The organism is Stenotrophomonas sp. ISL-67, from assembly GCF_018612915.1.
Taxonomy (GTDB): Bacteria; Pseudomonadota; Gammaproteobacteria; order Xanthomonadales; family Xanthomonadaceae; genus Stenotrophomonas.
Genome location: NZ_JAGGRL010000001.1, coordinates 377,274 through 391,107 on the forward strand (window position 1 = coordinate 377,274; position 13,834 = coordinate 391,107).

Consider the following 13,834-nt stretch of genomic DNA (forward strand, 5'->3'; position numbering starts at 1 on the left):
CAGGGGGCGAGATTCGAGGCGGTGCTGCGCTGGCGATTGAAGCTATGAATCGAATAAAACAAATGTATTAAAAATGCGCCGCATGATTTGTTGGTAGCGTGACGCGCTGCTCATATCTCAACCTGCTTGAAGTTGCCAGATACGACATCCGATTGCGGCGTGTGTTTCTTTCGAGCTCATTTGCGGGCATTAACGACGTGCGTCGTGAATGGCAAGTGTAAATCGAGGTGATTGCGTCATCATCAATGCTCTACGTTGTGACCACAAAAACGTCATGGATACGTCACCACCATGACGCCTCCACAACGAAAGAGGGTCACCCGATGCAGAACCGCCTCAAGGGCAAACACATCGCGTTCATCGCCGGTCACGGCGTCGAGCATTCGCATCTTGCCAAGCCGATGCAGGAGTTGCGCGGCATGGGCGCGCAGATAAGTGTCGTTGCGACAAGCCCTGACCTGCTCGTCACCGACACCAAGGAGACGTACAAGGTCGACACGGCACTGGCGGCTGCCGATCACACGAATTACCACGCAGTGGTGGTCAGTGGCGGCGGCGAAATCGCATCGTTGACGCCGGTGTTGGAGTTCCTGCGCACGATCGAGCGTTCGGGCAAGCCGGTCGGCGCGACCAGCCAGGGCGTTCCGGTGTTGGTCGCGGCCGAGCTGGTCAAAGACCGCAAGGCCACGTCCGACCCCAAGCACCAGACGCTGGTGGCCGCGGCAGGTGGTACTTGGGTGGATCGTGAGGTCGTCGTGGACGATCTCATCATCACCAGCAGGCACACCAAGGATCTTCCCGCGTTCAGCGAAGCGCTCGCCGTCGCGTTGGTGGACTGACCCGCAGTTGCAGTAAGGGTGCGCGGTACCGGGCGCGGTGCCTGGTATCGCGTACTTCTGCGCGGCGGTGGCGTCCTGCGCGCTCGGAACAGATCTACGGCCCGTCACATCGAATGCCTGCGCAATGTCTCCCCCGTCATTGCAGGGAGCGGTGGGGCGGGCCACCTGCCAGATTTTTGATGGAGATGATCCTGATGACAGTAGTCGGGACCTTGATTGAGGACGTCGCGCGGGTGTCCGGATTGGGCGACAAGGCCGGAACGCTCATTGGTGTCCTGGCTGGATTCATGTTTGCCGAGCCCGGCGGATTCATGGCGTTTCGGGAGAAATTCTGCGCCATTGGCCTGGGGGATGTGTTCGACTCCTGGATCGGCGGGCACCCCAACATGCGTTACACCAACGGCAATGAAATGAAGCACGCGGTTGGGTTCGCCAACATGCGGGTCATCGCGGAGCAGACAGGACTGCCGGAATCCGTGGTTGGGGGCGTCATGGCGACGGCAGTACCGCTGCTGGTCCGGGCGGTCACGCCCGCTGGCGTACTTCCGGCCTTCCTGCCGGCGGAACTGGAATACCTCGTGCGCGCCAGTGAGCGGGCGGCGGCTCCCGTAACGCAGGCGTGCGATGCTGCGCGGAGCAGGTTTCCCCGCCGGTGGCGCTGGTTGTTGCCGCTGTCAGCACTGGCGCTGTTGACCTACTGTGGGTTGCAGGGCCTGGATACCCTGTCGCCAACCTCCGGGCCGGGGAACGACGAGCATTCGCCGGCCGGGTAATGGCCCGGTATGCGCGGCAAGTGTCAGCGCTCGGGGTCCAGCTCCAGCTCCATGCGTAACAGCCCCGGCGTGCCCTGCGGGTGAGGTACCGCCTTGAAGCCCAGCGACGCGGCCAGCTGCTTCATCGGTTCGTTTTCTTCAAGCACGTCGCCGTACAGGCGGTCGAGATACTTGCCGCGGCCCCACTTTACCAGCTTGCGCATCAACTGCCGGCCCAGGCCCTGGCCGATCAGGAACCGGCTGATCAGGATGGCGTACTCCGCTTCGCGGGTGCCCGGGTTGATGGACGCGCGCGCAATGGCCCCGACCACCGCCTCACCGGCCTGCTGGTTCTCTGCGGCAACCAGCACGATCTCGGTCTTGGCGTTGGGATGGGTCAGCCGTTGCAGCGCTATGTCGGACAGCTCGGTGACGGATTGCAGCAGGCGGTCGCGGATTTCTTCCGGCCCGAACAGGCTGAAGGCGGCCTGCAAGGGTGCGCCGTCCTCGGGACGGATCGGGCGGATCAGCAGTTCATGGCCGCTGGGCGCCTTGAAAATTTCGTGCCAGGGCGGCATGCGATTACGGGTAGCCATACCGGTGATTCCTTGGTGGTCTTCGGATTCTCGCATCCCGGGGGGCGCGTTCCGTGAACGAAACGCTCACACCGTTCAGCGGGTGGGCGTGGCGTTACTCGGCCTGCTTGAGCCACTGCAGGCGGGTACTGGCGCCGGCTTCACCCAGGTACTGCTTGAGCGCGGGCATCGCCGGGGCCAGCACCTGGTCGAACTGCCAGGGCGGGTTGAGCAACAGCATGCCACTGCCGTTGAGCCGAAGGGGAGAGTCGTCGGGCCGAATCAGTAGTTCTACTGTAAGCACCGACTTCACCGGCAGGGCGCAGGCCTTGCGCAGGAAGTGCAGGATCGTGCGGCGCTGCTTGATCGGGAACCAGATGGCGAAGCTGGCCTGCGGCCAGCGCGCCAGGATCTCGCTGACCGAGGCGAGGATGCGCTGGTACTCGGCATCCTGGCCCTCATAGGGCGGGTCGATCAGGACCAGGCCGCGGCCGATCTTCACCCCATTGGCCTTGGGCGGCAGCAGCGCCTTGTTCTGGGCGTAGCCGTCGGCATGCAGCACCGCCACCCGGCTGTCGTGGGCGAACAGTGCCTTGAGCGAGGCGGCCTCGGCATCCTGCAGCTCGCACACCGCCATACGGTCCTGCTCGCGCAGGGTCTGCGCGCTGAGCAGCGGCGAGCCCGGGTAGTTGATCATCGCCCCGACCGGATTGTCGGCCTGCACCGCCTTGAGGTAACGCTCGACCACGGCCGGCAGCCTGGGCTGGGCCATCAGCCGCATCACCCCTTCCTCCGCCTCCAGGGTCTTGCGGCTTTCCTCGCTGGCCAGCAGGTAGCGGCCAGCGCCGCCATGGGTGTCGAGCACGAAGAACGGGCTGTCCTTGCGCTTGAAAGTGTCGAGCAGGGCAAGCTGGACGATGTGCTTGAGCACATCGGCGTGGTTGCCGGCGTGGAAGGCGTGGCGGTAATTCATCGGCGCAGTGTACGGGGCGGCGGCCCCAGCGGCTATGCTGCGCGCATGAACCGCCCCCTGCACAACGTCCTGGTCGTCGAAGACGAAGCTGCCATCGCCGATACCGTTCTGTACGCGCTGCGCAGCGAGGGCTACGGGGCACGCCATTGCCTGCTGGGCGGGCACGCGCTGCAGCTGCTGCGCCAGGAACCGGTGGACGTGGTGGTGCTGGACGTGGGCCTGCCGGACATGAGTGGCTTCGAGGTGTGCCGCACGCTGCGCACCTTCAGCGATGTGCCGGTGATCTTCCTGACCGCCCGGAATGATGAAATCGACCGCGTACTGGGCCTGGAGCTGGGCGCGGACGACTACGTGGCCAAGCCGTTCTCGCCGCGCGAGCTGGTGGCGCGGGTGCGGGCGCGGTTGCGCCGCAGCGGGTCGGCGGCCGAGTCCGAGGCAGTGGGCTGGCAGCCGCACGGCCGCTTCGCGATCGACCGCGAGGGGCGCCGCATCCGCTTTGACGACCAGGCGCTGGACCTCACCCGCTACGAATACGCGCTGCTGGCCGCGCTGCTGCAGCGCCCCGGCGCGATCCTCAGCCGGGCCCAGTTGATGGACCGCGGCTGGGACACCAATGCCGACAGCGCCGACCGCACCGTGGACACCCACGTGAAGACCTTGCGTGCCAAGCTGCGTGCCGCCGGCGCCGATCCCGACCCGATCCGCACCCACCGCGGCGTGGGTTACGCGCTGGAGGTGTAGCGTGCGGCTGGGGCTGAAACTGTTCCTTGGCTTCTTCCTGATCGTGGGTATCGCCGCGTTCTTCGTGATGCGCGTCTTCGTCAACGAAGTGAAGCCCGGGGTGCGCCAGGCGATGGAGTCCACCCTGGTGGATGCGGCCAACGTGCTGGCGGAGATGGCCGCGGCCGATCTCAAGGCCGGGCACATCGGCAATGGCCCGTTCGTGGCCAACCTGGCCCGCGCGCAGCGGCGCGACCCCAAGGCGATGGTCTGGCGCTTTCCCAAGCGCACGCTCGATTACCGCGTGACCATCACCGATGCGCGCGGCATCGTGGTGTACGACTCCACCGGGCAGGACATCGGCCGCGACAACTCGCGCTGGAACGATGTCTACCGCACCCTGCGTGGCGAGTACGGCGCACGCTCCAGCCCGGAAACACCGGGCGATGCGGTGCATTCGGTGATGCACGTCGCTGCCCCGATCCATGACCCCGCCGACCCGACTCGGCTGATCGGCGTGCTCAGCCTGGCCCAACCCAACCGCAGCATCGATCCGTTCATCGCCGCCAGCCAGCGCGCCATCCTGCAGCGCGGCGCCTGGCTGATCGGGTTGTCGGCGCTGGTCGGGCTGCTGATGACCGCCTGGCTGATGCACGGGGTGAACCGGCTCAACCGCTATGCCAAGGCGGTCAGTGCCGGCGAGCCGGTGCCACCACCCAAGCCGCGCCGGGATGAGATCGGCGACCTCGGCCAGGCGCTGGAAACCATGCGTCGCAAACTGGAAGGCAAGGCCTACGTGGAGCAGTACGTGCAGTCGCTGACCCACGAGATGAAAAGCCCGTTGGCGGCGATCCGCGGTGCGGCCGAGCTGCTGCAGGAACCACTGCCCGACGCCGACCGCATGCATTTCGCGCGCAGCATCCAAGGCCAGGAGCAGCGCCTGACCGAAACCATCGACAAGCTGCTGGCACTGGCCGAAGTAGAGCAGCACGGCTGGCTGCAGAAGCGCGAGCGCATCGCGCTGGCGCCGCTGCTGCAGGCGGCGGCCGAGGCGGTGGCGATGCGCGCGCAGGCCGCAGAGGTTGGCGTGGACGTCGAGGTTGCCGCAGACCTGGAGGTACAGGGCGACACCTACCTGCTGCGGCAGGCACTGAACAACCTGCTGGAGAATGCGTTGGCCTTCTCCAGCCCCGGCAGCCGGATCCAGCTGGGCGCATCGCGCAAAGGCGATGGCGTGGTGCTGCAGGTGGCCGACCGCGGCAGTGGCGTGCCGGAATACGCGCTGGGGCGGGTGTTCGAACGCTTCTATTCGCTGGCGCGGCCAGCGACCGGGCTGCGCAGCTCCGGGCTGGGGCTGTCGTTCGTGCAGGAAGTGGCTCGCCTGCACGGCGGCCGGGTAGGGTTGAACAACCGCGAAGGCGGTGGCGCGGTGGCAACGCTTCACATTGGCTTCAAATACAACACAAACCCCGCACACCGGCGGGGCTGAAGCTGGCACCCTTCCCAACCGAGGACGGGTGATGAAATCCCTGAAGATGCTGTTGCGGTTCGCCATCGTGGGCGGACTGATCCTGTTGCTGCTGATTCCGTTGATGATGATCAAGGGCGTGATCAGCGAACGTGAGGCGTATCGCGACCAGGCCTACCTGCGGGTATCGCAGAGCCGGGCGGGCGCGCAGACCCTGACCGGTCCGATCCGGGTGGTGCCGTGGACGGATACGCGCCAGGTCGAAGTGGTCGACGCTGCCGGCACAAAGAAGGTCGAAACCCAGGTCGAACCGGGCTACTGGCTGCAGATGCCGGCGAAGCTGGTGGTCGATGGCGGCATGCAGCCCGACGAACGCCGGGTCGGTCTGTTCCGGGTGCCGGTGTACACCTGGACGACCAAGGTCAGCGCGGCGTTCAATGATGACGATTACCCGGTCAAGGCCGGTCGCGTCTACGGGACCCCCTACCTGGCGGTCGGTATCGCCGACGTGCGCGGCCTCGTCGGTTCGCCGGATCTCAAGGTCGACGGCGAAGCGCTGACCCTGCAGCCCGGCATCGGTGATGTCAGTGGTATCGGCAAGGGCCTGCATGTGCCGCTCCATGGCTTCGACGACACTGCCGGTGGCGTGCTGAAGGGTACCCAGGTAGAGCTGTCGCTGGTACTCGATGGCACCCGTTCGCTGGCGGTAGTGCCGGTAGGCGATGACAGCCGCATCGCGATCCGCTCGCCGTGGCCGCACCCGTTGTTCGGCGGCAGCTTCCTGCCCAACGAACGCAAGGTGGACGACAAGGGCTTCGACGCGCAGTGGGCGGTGTCCTCGCTGGCCTCCGAAGCACAGCGCCAGCTGCGCGAGGGGCGCGACGTGGCGCCGGAAACGGTCAGCGTGGAGCTGGTCAACCCGGTCGACATCTACACCCAGGCCGACCGCGCCAGCAAGTACGGCATTCTCTTCATCGTGCTGACCTTCGTCGGCTTCATCCTGTTCGAGCTGATCAAGCGCCTGCGCATCCATCCGCTGCAGTACCTGATGGTGGGCCTGGCGCTGGCGATCTTCTTCCTGCTGCTGCTGAGCCTGTCCGAACACATTCCGTTCTGGGTGGCCTATGTGGTGTCGGCGCTGGCCTGTATCGGTTTGCAGGCGGTGTACCTGTCCGGCGTACTGCGCAGTGGGGTGCGCGGCCTGGGCTTCGCGGGCATGCTGACCGTGTTGTATGGCGCCCTGTATGGGTTGCTGGTGTCGGAGAACAACGCGTTGCTGATGGGGTCGCTGCTGTTGTTCGCGGTGCTGGCTACGGCGATGTGGATCACCCGACGGATCGACTGGTACGAGCTCGGCGCGAGCCTCAAGTAGAGCCAACGCGAGGCATTGACCGCGCTGACGCAAACAACCGATGCCGACGTCGTTTCCGGCATATGGTTGCAGGGAGGGCAGCAGGCGGCACAAGGGCAGGCTGGTATTGGTAGCGAATCCCGTTAGGTTTCACCCCCTCGTTACCTCACTTCAAGACCATGGCGAACCTGACCCCGCCTTCATCGGGCCGAGCCGATAGCGCCTACGTGCGTGCGGCGACGCTGCCCACCGGCAGCGCCGACAACGGCGCTGCCGTGCTGTCGATCTGCAACATGACGCCTTCTGCAATCGAACGCACCCTGTGGCTGTCGAACGTACCCCGGCAGGAGCTGGACGCCCTGTCGGTGGCGTTGCGCCAGGGACCGCTGGATGGGCACTTCTTTCTGTCGCTGGAATCGGGCTTTCACCGCACGCCGTTGGCCGCGCCCATGGCACAGGCGCTGGTGCAGGATGCGTTGCATGGCCTGCTGCCGGCGTGGCTGCCGCCCGCACAACGCGCGGCGTGGCGCACCTGCCTCATGGGTCTGTTGACCCTGCCAAGGGCGGCCTGGGAAGTGGAGTGCGTGCCATTGCGCGCGCAGTTGACCGATGCGGTGGCAAAGCAGGATTCCCTGCTCGCCGCCATGCGCGCCGCGCTGTACCGGCCGATGCACATGTCCCGGCGTGACTGGACTGCCGCGCTGGACACGCACCGCGCCCGCGGTGTGCAGGATTGCCGCGAGGTGGCGCTGAACCTGCAGAGGGGCACGCGCGCGCTCCAGCACGACATTGCACGCCGGCAACTGCTGCACTGGTTGCCGGCGCTGCCGGTGGCGCAGCTGGATCGTGCGCTGGCGCAGGCAGGGGCGTGCGCCGCAGCCGATGGGGCGGCCATCGATGCGCGCAGCGCATTGCCTGTACTGTTCGACGCGCTGGGAAGCGACCGCTGCGCGCTGGTCGCAGACGGGCAGCGGGCGGGCGTGTTGGCGGCACTGGAACGGCTTGCCGGCGGGCACGCCGAGCCGCTGCTGGCGACCGGTGGCGGCAACGGCGACCGGTTGGGTCGCTGGTTGTTGTCGGTTGCCGAGCGCGCTGACCCGTCGGCGCGGCCGCCGCCCAGCCTGCGGGCGGCGCTGGCCGATGCGTTGCTGTTTGCGGTGTCGGCGGCCCCGGGTCTGCACGCGTACCTGAGCGGTGCAATGTCCAGCGGGCAGGGCAGCAGCCCGATGCGGGTACGTGCGCCTGTGGAGCCCGGCCCGGTCGCCTCGGCGGCGGCCGCGCGCGGCGGGCGTAGTCTGCTGGCGCTGGCCGGTGGTTTGGTCGGTGGTGGCCTCGGACTGGCCAGCCTGGGCTGGCGATGGGCCTTTGGAGATACGCCTTCCGCTGCGCCGAACGCAGTGGCGAAAACGGTTGCACTGCTCGACGAGCTGATCGAACGCGACGGTATGGGGTCCATATGGCAGGCGATCCGGCATCAGGTGCAGGTCGCCGATGACAGTGACGCGGCACTGGTCCTCGCCGTCGCCGACACGTTGGAAGCCAATGATGTCGCCGGTCCGATACTCGCGGCGCTTGCGCCGGCAGCAGAGCGCGACAGCCCTGCTGGCATCCAACGGCGCCGCCGCTCGGCTGACCGGCTGTTCGCACCGATAGCGGATCGGTGCACGTTGAACCCGGAAGAGCGCGCGCACCTTGAAGCGATGGGCAGGGCGTTGATCGATGCGGCCCGCCAGGAACCGGCGCCGGACGTGCGCGATGTGGGTGCCCCCGCAGACCTGGATGTCGCGTTGACCCGTTCGCGGATCCTGACCTGGGTACAGGCGATGGGGCACAACGCCAGCGTGCAGCACCCCCGGCTGACGGCTGCGTGGCAGGATATCGCCGCGTCCGAACGGGCGCTGACCCTGGCCTATGCGGCGCTGCCGCAACTGGATGCGCACCTGGCCCAGCAGCTGACGGCCGACCTGCGCGCGGTGACCGGGCAGTCCATCGATCCGGCGCAGATCTACCTCAACACGTTCCAGTCCAGCCAGAGCTGGCCGGCATGGGAGGCGCGGCAGTTGCGCCCGCCCGGGACGACCTTCCGCAACCAGCATCGCCTTGTCCCCCCTGACCGACAGGTGCGCAGCGGGCTGGTCAGCGCCCACACCCTGATCGGCGCGGCGCTGCTGCCGGAGGCGGACCCGGTGACGTCCGGGTTGTACTACCGCAGTACGCCGGAAACCTACTTCCCGGTACAGGAGTGCAGGGAGCTCACGCTTGGGCAGTACCGCCAGGCCGTACGCGGGCGCGACTACCTGGGCGCGTTCCGCCGTCGTTACGACAGCTGCCTGGAACAGGCCTGGCACGAACGTTCCACCGCTGTCTCGGACCCGTACCTGAGCGGGATCTCGCGGCGTCTGTCAGGGGCCGCGACCCTGTTGAATGCAGCAGGGCAGCTCAGTGATGACGCGGCGGCGGTGGTGCAGGTGCTGGTCAGTTTCCCGGCCCGGTTCGACGCCAGCGAAGCCTCCAATGGTCGGGCGCTGGCGCTGCCGGGGCGGCAGATCGACGTGCATGCACTGGCGGCCAATGCCACCGGCCACGCAGTGCCACTGCATGGCGTACTGCTGGTGACGGCCGACGCGGCGGCCGAACACGCCGAGCCCATCACCCTGGTCATCAGCGACACGCGAACGCCGATGGTGGAAGCGTTCGGCTCCTGCGATGCCGCGTTGCAACGACTGTCCTCGGAACTTCCGCACCAGCTGCATGCGCGCGTGACGGTCGGTGAGCACGCGCGCTGGCAGCAGGGCCGCCTGCCGGTGGTGCGGGCGTATGTGATCGATGGTGATTTCCGCTGGGCATTGTTCATGCAGGCACTGGAACTCAGGCACGCCCAGTTGCGTGCCCCGGCGGTACGCTCGCCGGCCCAGGTACGCGCGGCGTTCAACGCGCTGGATGCCGAGTTGGCCAGGTTGCACCTGCCCGTGCCGGTGCCGGTACTGGCGGCGGCCGGCGAACTGGCTGCACTGGATGTGGCCGGCCTGACCGCGCGCAGTACGGCGCACTGGATGGCGCGGTTTCCGCCGGACACGCCGGGAGCGCTGCGCAATGCCGGCCTGGATGGCGCACGCTGGCTGCACGCGCTGAGCGTTGGCCGCAGCCTGGTCGAACGCGATTACCCCCTGCTGGTGCCCTTCGTGCAGCAGCGCCTGGATGAGGAGATCATGCGTCGCTATCGCATCGCCTTCGATAGCAGTTGTTGCTACGTGGTGACCTTCAGCGACGGACAACCCAGCGAGCAGGCCGCCAGCGGCTGGGTCCACAACCGTGCGCAACGCCAGCAGGCGGCCAGCTTCGCCGATTGCGCGATGACCCGGGCCGCCGGGTTCGAGGATGCGCCGGCACGATTGCTGGGGCTGTATACCGCCAGGGACAGCGCGTTCTTCGATGAAAACAGTGAAGTGGTGGGACTGGAGCCCGGCCAGCTGCTATCGGTGGCCCGCGAGCACGACGTGCAGGGCGACTACCTGGCGGCGTTGGACGGGTTCTGGCAACGCCACGAAGCCGATGTATTGACCACGCTTCGCGGCGGGTATCTGTATTCCTGCTGGCAGCAACATGCCGAAGGGTCGCTGTCGGTGCGCGGCATGCAGTTGGCGCTGGGCGTGTTCGGCAACATGGATGCCGGGCAATCGCAGGACCCGGGCTACCGGCCGGTGCCGCGCAACGGCACGCACGCTGGCTGGCTGGAGATCCACGGCACCGCATCGACCGTGCTGCATATCGCCGACGATCAGGGGCCAGAAGTGCTGTTGTATTTCGTGCACGATCGCAACCGCTTCCACGAGTTTGCCAACCCGGCGGACATGATGGGCTGGATCGAGCGGGCCGCTGCCACCGACGTGGGCCGCCAGTGGCTCGAAGCCGCGTTCGACCTCGCAGATCTGCAGGACGGCTGGATCTCCAACGGCGTGCACACCGCGTTGGGCAATGGTGCGCAGGCGATGTTCGGGCAGGGGCGTTGGGGCGTGCCGATCGAGGGCGAACCATCGCAGCCACTGGTACGCCGCCTGCGCGAGCGCGCGCGCCGCGACGCGCAGACCCTGATGACCTCGCCGTGGGAGGCGTTCCGCCGCCGCTGGCTTCCGCGGCTGGAACAGTTCGACGCGGCGATGGGCGTGGCCGGTATCGTGCTCCCGGCGTTGCTGCCGGTGGTGGCGATCGGCTCGGCGGCCGAGCTGGGGCTGGGCCTGGAGCAGGCCCTCGATGGCGACAGCGTGCAGCAGCGCCATGCCGGGGCTGGTGCGGCGGCGGGTGGTCTGTTCGGCCTGGCGCTGTCGGCGCCGTTGGGCACCGCCCGCCTGGCCGCGCTGGCCGCACGCGATGGCGCGCGCCTGCAGCCGGCGATGCAGGCCGCGGCGTTCGAGCAGGTCGCCGACCCCCTGCAACACCTGGCCGAACGCTATGCGCAACCGGTGGTGCTGGCCGGTTCGCGTTCGGCCGACAACGGCGTGCACGATTATCTGGGCCGGCAGTACATCGACCAGGGCGGCCACGCCTACGAGGTGGCGTTCGACCGGCCCCACGGCACCTGGCGCCTGCAGAACCCGCAGCCGGGAAGCTTCTACCACCAGCCGGTGCGCCTGAACGCCGACGGCCAGTGGGAGCCGCACAGCGACGTGGGGCTGCGCGGCGGCGCGCCCAACAGCCGTTCGCACTCATTGTCGGTGGAGCGCAGCTATCGCGGTTCGCTGAACTCGCTGGTTGAGCGGTCGCGTTCGCCTTCGCTGGACGGCAGCGCGCTGGATTTCAAGTGGGGCGTGGACCACTGGGAACGGGTGATGACTCCCGAGCAGGCGCGCGAAAACATGTCGCTGCAGCAGATGAAGGAACTGTTCGTGTCCGGTCACCTCGACCCCGTACAGCAGGGCGCGCTGTCGGTGATCATCGAGCGGTTGGACAACACCCTGCGTGCGGAACGCTACATCGTGGTCAACGAGGTGGTGCAGGACGCGGTCTACGTGGCCGGCGGTGAATTCATTCAAGCCTCACAGACCCTGCTCGGTGAAGGCACCGGGCTGGCCACTTCGGGCATGTGCACCGGGCTGTCGCGGATCATGGCCACTGCGATGGGGCAGGGAGAGGAAGGGCACGTACTCGATCACCTGCGCCAGGCGATCAGCGATCCCGACAGCCGGCACGCCGCCGCACTGCGCGCGCTGGTTCGGGACGCACAGGGCGCGGCCCTGCAACCGGGTTCGATGTCGGCGGCATCGCCCATCGGCATTGACGGGCTGGGCGATTTCCTGGCCAATACCGCGCGCAACAGTCAGTTCATCCTCAGTGGCACCCGGCACAGCATGGCCTGTGGCGTGAATGTACTGGAGAGCGCGCAGCGCGAGTACCTGCTCTACGACCCCAACTTCGGGCTGATGGTGTTCACCAGGCTGTCCCGGTTCAACCAGTGGGTGAACAACCTGTTCGGGTCGCGCTATTTCAGCCGGCTCTCCCGGGCCGTGGACGACAGCAGTGCCGAAACCCTGGCCGAAATGTATGGGGCGGTGACGACACCTGGCAGTACGCGCATGCAGTTCCACCTGCGCCAGATTCACGCTGCCCGGATGCAGGAGCAGGCGGCCGCACGTGGCTGGAACGCCCTGTTCGAGCACATCCGCTGGTCACCCGGCAGCGAGGGCAGGGCGTCGGCCCCGCTGGCCGGCCGGGACAGGTAAAATTGCCCCGAATCCTGTACCCCGAGCCCCCCATGACCTGCCGCACCCGTTTTGCCCCCAGTCCCACCGGCTACCTGCACATCGGTGGCGCCCGCACCGCACTGTACTGCTGGCTGGAGGCGCGCCACCGTGGCGGCGAGTTCGTGCTGCGTATTGAAGACACCGACCGCGAGCGCAGCACCCAGGGGGCGATCGACGCAATCCTGGAGGCCATGGCGTGGCTGGGCCTGAACTACGACGAAGGTCCGATCTACCAGACCCAGCGCGTGGCGCGGTACAAGGAAGTAGCCGAGCAGCTGATCGCCGACGGCAAGGCCTACTACGCCTACGAAACCCGCGAAGAGCTCGATGCCATGCGCGAGGCCGCGATGGCCCGCCAGGAAAAGCCGCGCTACAACGGCGCCGCGCGCGAGCAGGGCCTGCCGTACCGCGACGACCCGAACCGGGTGATCCGCTTCAAGAACCCGCAGGGAGGCACAGTGGTGTTCGAGGACCTGATCAAGGGCCGCATCGAGATCGCCAACAGCGAACTGGATGACATGGTGATCTTCCGCCCGGACGGCTTCCCCACCTACAACTTCGCGGTGGTGGTGGACGACTGGGACATGCGCATTTCCGAGGTGATCCGCGGCGATGACCACATCAACAACACCCCGCGCCAGATCAACCTGTACGAAGGGATCGGCGCGCCGGTACCGAAGTTCGGCCACATGCCGATGATCCTGGACGAGCAGGGTGCCAAGCTGTCCAAGCGCACCGGCGCGGCCGATGTGATGCAGTACAAGGACGCCGGCTACCTGCCCGACGCGCTGCTGAGCTACCTGGCCCGGCTGGGCTGGTCGCATGGCGACCAGGAGCTGTTCAGCCGCCAGGAACTGATCGACCTGTTCGACGTGACCCACTGCAATTCCAAGGCCTCGCGCCTGGACATGGCCAAGCTGGGCTGGGTCAACCAGCACTTCCTGAAGAGCGAAGACCCGGCGGGCATTGCCCCGCACCTGGTCTACCAGCTGAACAAGCTGGGCCTGGACCTGGCCGCCGGCCCGGCCCCGGCGGACGTGGTGGTGGCCCTGCGCGACCGGGTGCAGACGCTGAAGGAAATGGCCGAAAAGGCGGTGGTCTGGTACCAGCCGCTGGTCGAATACGACGAGGCGGCCGTGGCCAAGCACTTCAAGCCGGGCGCGGAACTGGCGCTGGGCAAGGCGCGCGAGCTGCTGGCGGCCAGCGGCAGCTGGACCGTGGAGAGCGTGTCGGCGGCGCTGCACGACGTTGCCACCGCGCTGGACATCGGCATGGGCAAGGTGGCGCAGCCACTGCGCGTGGCCATCACCGGCACCCAGGTCAGCCCGGACATTTCGCAGACGGTGTTCCTGGCCGGGCGTGAAGAGGCCTTGAAACGTATCGACGTCGCACTTACTAAAGTAGCGACGGCCTGACCA

General features: G+C 67.2%; 9 protein-coding genes. 7 read left to right on the forward strand and 2 right to left on the reverse strand.

What is annotated here, in order from left to right:
* Positions 1-323: 323 nt before the first annotated feature.
* Complete coding sequence (locus J7J08_RS01890) at positions 324-839, forward strand: DJ-1/PfpI family protein (RefSeq protein ID WP_214900981.1); 516 nt, start codon at positions 324-326, stop codon at positions 837-839.
* Positions 840-1,018: 179 nt separating this feature from the next.
* Complete coding sequence (locus J7J08_RS01895; protein WP_214900982.1) at positions 1,019-1,612, forward strand: YidB family protein; 594 nt, start codon at positions 1,019-1,021, stop codon at positions 1,610-1,612.
* A gap of 23 nt (positions 1,613-1,635) precedes the next feature.
* Here the strand turns inward: J7J08_RS01895 and J7J08_RS01900 are convergent, their stop codons facing one another.
* A complete protein-coding gene (locus J7J08_RS01900; protein ID WP_214900984.1) occupies positions 1,636-2,187 on the reverse strand; it encodes a GNAT family N-acetyltransferase in 552 nt (183 codons plus the stop codon).
* A gap of 94 nt (positions 2,188-2,281) precedes the next feature.
* Positions 2,282-3,139 carry a 23S rRNA (adenine(2030)-N(6))-methyltransferase RlmJ gene (rlmJ, locus tag J7J08_RS01905; RefSeq protein WP_214900986.1) on the reverse strand — a complete coding sequence of 286 codons (858 nt, stop codon included), beginning with the start codon at positions 3,137-3,139 and terminating at the stop codon, positions 2,282-2,284.
* Positions 3,140-3,184: 45 nt separating this feature from the next.
* Here rlmJ and creB point away from each other — a divergent pair, with 45 nt between their 5' ends.
* From creB to gltX, 5 genes are all read left to right on the forward strand, one after another.
* Positions 3,185-3,880 (forward strand): two-component system response regulator CreB, encoded by a 696-nt coding sequence (gene creB, locus J7J08_RS01910; RefSeq protein ID WP_214900994.1) that lies wholly within the window; start codon positions 3,185-3,187, stop codon positions 3,878-3,880.
* A gap of 1 nt (position 3,881) precedes the next feature.
* The gene (creC, locus tag J7J08_RS01915) at positions 3,882-5,348 is read left to right on the forward strand and encodes a two-component system sensor histidine kinase CreC (protein ID WP_214900996.1); all 1,467 of its coding nucleotides are present in this window, start codon (positions 3,882-3,884) and stop codon (positions 5,346-5,348) included.
* A 31-nt stretch (positions 5,349-5,379) separates the two neighbouring features.
* Positions 5,380-6,699 carry a cell envelope integrity protein CreD gene (creD, locus tag J7J08_RS01920; RefSeq protein WP_214900998.1) on the forward strand — a complete coding sequence of 440 codons (1,320 nt, stop codon included), beginning with the start codon at positions 5,380-5,382 and terminating at the stop codon, positions 6,697-6,699.
* A 158-nt stretch (positions 6,700-6,857) separates the two neighbouring features.
* The gene (locus tag J7J08_RS01925; RefSeq protein ID WP_214901000.1) at positions 6,858-12,395 is read left to right on the forward strand and encodes a DUF6543 domain-containing protein; all 5,538 of its coding nucleotides are present in this window, start codon (positions 6,858-6,860) and stop codon (positions 12,393-12,395) included.
* Positions 12,396-12,427: 32 nt separating this feature from the next.
* A complete protein-coding gene (gene gltX, locus J7J08_RS01930; RefSeq protein WP_214901002.1) occupies positions 12,428-13,831 on the forward strand; it encodes a glutamate--tRNA ligase in 1,404 nt (467 codons plus the stop codon).
* Positions 13,832-13,834: the final 3 nt, after the last annotated feature.